This is a genomic window from Leisingera sp. F5, assembly GCF_001593695.1.
This window is the reverse complement of record NZ_LUKH01000427.1, coordinates 1-2,491: the sequence shown is the minus strand read 5'-3', so window position 1 is coordinate 2,491 and position 2,491 is coordinate 1. Positions and strand designations below refer to the sequence as shown.

3 protein-coding genes and 1 pseudogene are annotated in these 2,491 nt (G+C 58.4%); 2 read left to right on the top strand and 2 right to left on the bottom strand.

Annotation, left to right across the window (positions count from 1 at the left end):
• Nucleotides 1-884 (top strand): M3 family metallopeptidase (locus A2I95_RS31370; protein WP_291736116.1); only part of this gene is annotated, 884 nt, incomplete at its 5' end.
• 127 nt (nt 885-1,011) lie between these two features.
• On the opposite strand, the pseudogene A2I95_RS31365 reads toward A2I95_RS31370, so the two are convergent.
• A pseudogene (locus tag A2I95_RS31365) lies at nt 1,012-1,236 on the bottom strand (NAD(P)-dependent oxidoreductase); the annotation flags it as partial.
• Between A2I95_RS31365 and A2I95_RS31360 the strand changes: the two are divergent.
• A complete protein-coding gene (locus A2I95_RS31360; RefSeq protein ID WP_291736114.1) occupies nt 1,210-1,884 on the top strand; it encodes a hypothetical protein in 675 nt (224 codons plus the stop codon). The pseudogene A2I95_RS31365 and the gene A2I95_RS31360 sit on opposite strands and share 27 nt — an antisense overlap.
• A 348-nt stretch (nt 1,885-2,232) precedes the next feature.
• Here A2I95_RS31360 and A2I95_RS31355 read toward each other — a convergent pair.
• Nucleotides 2,233-2,491: hypothetical protein (locus tag A2I95_RS31355; RefSeq protein WP_291736112.1), on the bottom strand; the 259-nt coding region annotated here is incomplete at its 5' end.

Here is a 2,491-nt window from a genome sequence, read left to right as displayed (position 1 = left end):
CACCGCTGGATGTACCGCTCTACCACCCGGATTGCCGCGCCTGGGAAGTGACCCGCAACGGCGAACATATCGCGGTCTTCATTGGCGACTATTTTGCCCGCGGCTCGAAACGCTCCGGCGCCTGGTGCTCGGCAATGCGGCAGCAGGCCAGGTTCCCCGAGGTGCAGGCGCCGGTGGTGATCAACGTCTGCAACTTCGCCAAAGGCGACCCGGCGCTGCTGTCCTGGGATGATGCCCGCACCCTGTTCCACGAGTTCGGCCACGCGTTGCATCAGATGCTGTCGGATGTGACCTATGAGAGCATCTCTGGCACCTCGGTCGCGCGCGATTTTGTGGAACTGCCCAGCCAGCTTTATGAACACTGGCTGGAAGTGCCGGAGGTGCTGCAGGAGTATGCTACCCACGCGGAAACCGGCGAACCAATGCCGCAGGAGATGCTGGAGAAGGTGCTGGGCGCATCCAATTTCGACATGGGCTTCCAGACGGTGGAATATGTGGCCTCGGCACTGGTGGATCTTGCGTTCCACGATGGCGCGGCGCCGACCGATCCGATGGCGAAACAGGCCGAAATGCTCGAAACCATCGGCATGCCCCGTGCCATCACCATGCGCCACGCCACCCCGCATTTCGCTCATGTCTTTGCCGGCGACGGCTATTCCTCCGGCTACTACAGCTACATGTGGTCTGAAGTGATGGACGCCGATGCTTTTGCAGCCTTTGAAGAAGCGGGCGGCGCCTTTGATGCGGAACGCGCCAAAGCACTGGAAGAGCACATCCTCTCAACTGGCGGATCTGTCGATCCGGCAGACCTCTACACCGCCTTCCGCGGCCGCTTGCCAGGGGTGGAGGCGCTGCTGAAAGGCCGCGGGCTGGCTGCGGAATAACAGGCGTTCCGTTGGGCGCGGCATTGGAATTGGGTATATAAGACCAGAAAGAAGCAGAAGGGCCTTTGGCTTCTTTCTGGTCGTCAATACCTTGGGGTGAGCGCCGCAGGCGCGAGGGGCAACGCCCCTAGTACCCGAGACTGCGGTCCACCAGATGCAGCAGCGGCTCGCCCGCCTCATTGCGGCGGATGTTTTCAGCGATCACCTCGGCAGCGGTGCTTTCCCGGGTTTCCGATGCGATATGCGGCGTCACTGTCACATTCGGATGAGCCCAATAGGGATGCTCCGGCGGCAGCGGCTCGACACGGAACACATCCAATGTCGCATGCCCGATCTGGCCGCTGCCGAGGCTGCGATGAAGCGGGCCACCTCCGTGGTGTCATCCGCGCAAACCGCGATTTCCCGCCTCCGCGAGGAACAGGTGGCATTGGACACCCGGATTTCGGTGCTGTCTTCGGCGGCGATAGAAGAAGAACTGGCGCTAAACACGGAACAGCTGCAAGACGCAGAAACACGCCGGGACCAGATCCTGTTCGAAGTGGCTGTGTATCAGCGGCTGGACTGGGCATTGAAGGCGGCCCAGGACAGGTCGCGCGAAAACTATGTTGCGGCGGTCCACCAGGAGCTGATGCCGCTGCTGCGGATGATCTGGCCAGACGCGGAACCGGTGATTGATGCAGATAGCGGGCTGATCACTAGCCTGACCCGGCGCGATGTCCAAGAGGAGTTCGATGTTCTGTCCGGCGGCACGCAGGAACAGATTTCCCTACTGGTGCGGCTCGCCTTTGCCAAGATCCTGGCGGCAGATGGTAGGGCGGCCCCGGTGGTTCTGGATGACGCCATTGTCTATACCGATGATGACCGGATTGATCAGATGTTCAACGCCTTGACCCGGCAGGCCGAAGATCTGCAGATCATCGTGTTTTCCTGCCGCCAACGCGCCTTTCGCGCTCTTGGTGGGGAAACTTTGACCATTGCTCCTGTCAAAGAGGGTATGTGATCAGCAAGCGAGCGCCCCGATCGTCTGGAGTGAAACTGTCGCATTTTCATCACAGGTGTTGCAGGGCAATCCGCTTGGGCCGAGATAGGGTTCTGTAAGGAGTTTTTGCCAAACGAAAGCGAAGAAACCGTGGGAAGTGGCAGTGTATTACCTGTTGTAATCGAGTCAAAGGTGTTTCGAAAATGAACCGTGGTTATTAGACGAGCACTGTGGTGTAGATTGCGGGATCTAATCCAAAGCAGTTGAATAGGGCTAAATCTATACAAAGGACGCAGCAGCTGGTGACCTTCAGGTGAAAATGCGTACGCACCATCATCAGTTTCAGCGCTGTACTCTTTCATAGAGCCGCTACCCCAACGCCAAATATCCCACCCAAATAACTGCAATTCCTATTGTTGAGTGTGTGGATTCAAATTCAACCAGGGGGAATGCTGCCTTCAGCAGTCCGAGATTGGTGCCAAAGGATGTGTGGAAGTGTGGGTTTGTTCCCGCTGGACAGGCTGTAACGCGATCTCGGTATTGTAAAATAGGTCCATTGGCGCTTCGCTGCTGCCCGCCTGCAACAAGGACCTGAAGCAAGCTGGTGGAAACTGTACCACCCCACTGG